The sequence below is a fragment of the Pedobacter rhodius genome (assembly GCF_027213645.1).
GTDB classification, from domain to species: domain Bacteria; phylum Bacteroidota; class Bacteroidia; order Sphingobacteriales; family Sphingobacteriaceae; genus Pedobacter; species Pedobacter rhodius.
In genome coordinates, this window is sequence record NZ_JAPWGL010000009.1 from 1 (window position 1) to 2,645 (window position 2,645).

At 49.5% G+C, this 2,645-nt stretch carries 1 rRNA gene (running past one end of the window); it reads right to left on the reverse strand.

The window, feature by feature from the left end:
• Positions 1–59: 59 nt before the first annotated feature.
• A 23S ribosomal RNA gene (locus O0931_RS20065) occupies positions 60–2,645 on the reverse strand; it runs 258 nt beyond the window's last position.

Consider the following 2,645-nt stretch of genomic DNA (forward strand, 5'->3'; position numbering starts at 1 on the left):
ACTAAATGACATATTATTGAAAGAAGTTAGTTTTGAAGAACAAACAACAAGTTGTGTTAGCTTTGAAAGCTTCGGATGATTAGTATTACTCGACTGTGCTGTCACCAGCTTTACATCTGTAACCTATCAACGTAGTCATCTTCTACGGTCCTATATGGAATTCTCATCTCGTGGCTAGTTTCGCACTTAGATGCTTTCAGCGCTTATCTATTCCCAGCGTAGCTACTCTGCAATGCCCCTGGCGGAACAACAGATTCACTAGAGGCTAGTCCAACCCGGTCCTCTCGTACTAAGGTCAGCCCCACTCAAAATTCCTACGCCCACAACAGATAGGGACCGAACTGTCTCGCGACGTTCTGAACCCAGCTCGCGTGCCACTTTAATCGGCGAACAGCCGAACCCTTGGGACCTTCTCCAGCCCCAGGATGTGACGAGCCGACATCGAGGTGCCAAACCTCCCCGTCGATATGAGCTCTTGGGGGAGATCAGCCTGTTATCCCCAGCGTACCTTTTATCCTTTGAGCGATGGCCCTTCCATGCAGAACCACCGGATCACTATATCCGTCTTTCGACCCTGATCGACTTGTCTGTCTCACAGTCAAGCAAGCTTATGCTATTGCACTCCTCATACGGTTACCAAGCGTATTGAGCTTACCTTTGAAAGCCTCCGTTACCTTTTTGGAGGCGACCACCCCAGTCAAACTACCCATCAAACAATGTCTCCCGCTTAGCGGGATTAGACACCGAATACAGAAAGGGTGGTATTTCAACGTTGGCTCCACGACGCCTAGCGACGCCGCTTCAAAGCCTCCCACCTATCCTACACATCCTGTATCCAATGTCAATGTTAAATTGTAGTGAAGGTGCATGGGGTCTTTCCGTCCCGTTGCGGGTACCCGGCGTCTTCACCGGGACCACAATTTCACCGAGCTCATGGCTGAGACAGCGCCCAGATCGTTACACCATTCGTGCAGGTCGGAACTTACCCGACAAGGAATTTCGCTACCTTAGGACCGTTATAGTTACGGCCGCCGTTTACTGGGGCTTCGATTCAATGCTTCGCAGATTGCTCCACTGACATCCCCTCTTAACCTTCCAGCACCGGGCAGGTGTCAGGCCTTATACTTCATCTTTCGATTTTGCAAAGCCATGTGTTTTTGTTAAACAGTCGCCTGGGCCTTTTCACTGCGGCTGACATTACTGCCAGCGCCCCTTCTCCCGAAGTTACAGGGCCATTTTGCCGAGTTCCTTAGCCATGATTCACTCGAGCACCTTAGAATCCTCTTCCCGGATACCTGTGTCGGTTTGCGGTACGGGTTTTTATAACCTGAAGCTTAGCGGTTTTTCTTGGAAGTCTGTTTACCTGCTCTATCCACTCAGCCGAAGCCTCGCGGTACTATTAGTTTTCAGCTAGATTGGCGGATTTGCCTACCATTCTAATACCTACAACCTTTAACGAACTATTCCGTCAGTTCGCGGCAGTGTCACTACTCCGTCCCCACATCGCAGTTATAAAAAGTACTGGAATATTAACCAGTTGTCCATCGAATATCCCCTTCGGGTTCTCCTTAGGACCCGACTAACCCTGATCCGATTAGCGTTGATCAGGAAACCTTATCCTTTCGGTGGGCGGGTTTCTCTCCCGCCTTATCGTTACTTATGCCTACATTTGCTTTTCTATACGCTCCAGCACCCATTACCAGATACCTTCGCCGCATATAGAATGCTCCCCTACCGATATATTTCAATCCCATAGCTTCGGTGATACACTTAATGCCCGTTTATTATCCATGCCCGATCGCTCGACTAGTGAGCTGTTACGCACTCTTTAAATGAATGGCTGCTTCCAAGCCAACATCCTAGCTGTCTGTGCAATCGGACCTCGTTAGTTCAACTTAGCGTACACTTAGGGACCTTAGCTGATGGTCTGGGTTCTTTCCCTCTCGGCGCGTGACCTTAGCACCCCGCGCCTCACTGCAGACCATATTTAATAGCATTCGGAGTTTGTCTGGATTTGGTAGGATTTGACTCCCCCGCACCCAATCAGTAGCTCTACCTCTATTAAACTTAATGTCCACGCTGTTCCTAAAAACATTTCGGGGAGTACGAGCTATTTCCCAGTTTGATTAGCCTTTCACCCCTACCCACAGATCATCCGGAAACTTTTCAACGTTTATCGGTTCGGTCCTCCAGTACGTGTTACCGCACCTTCAACCTGTCCATGGGTAGATCACAAGGTTTCGCGTCTACCTCCTCTGACTATACGCCCTATTCAGACTCGCTTTCGCTTCGGATCCGTGTCTTAAACACTTAACCTTGCCAGAGAAGAGTAACTCGTAGGCTCATTATGCAAAAGGCACGCCGTCACGCAACTTGTACGCTCCGACCGCTTGTAAGTACACGGTTTCAGGTTCTATTTCACTCCCCTGTTCGGGGTTCTTTTCACCTTTCCCTCACGGTACTGGTTCACTATCGGTCTCTCAGGAGTATTTAGCCTTACCGGATGGTGCCGGCAGATTCCCACAAGGCGTCTCCGACCTCGCGGTACTCAGGATACTACTAGGCTAACATTCTATACGTGTACCGGGCTATCACCGTGTATCGCTGGGCTTCCCATCCCATTCCACTTCTGTTTGTTAATACCA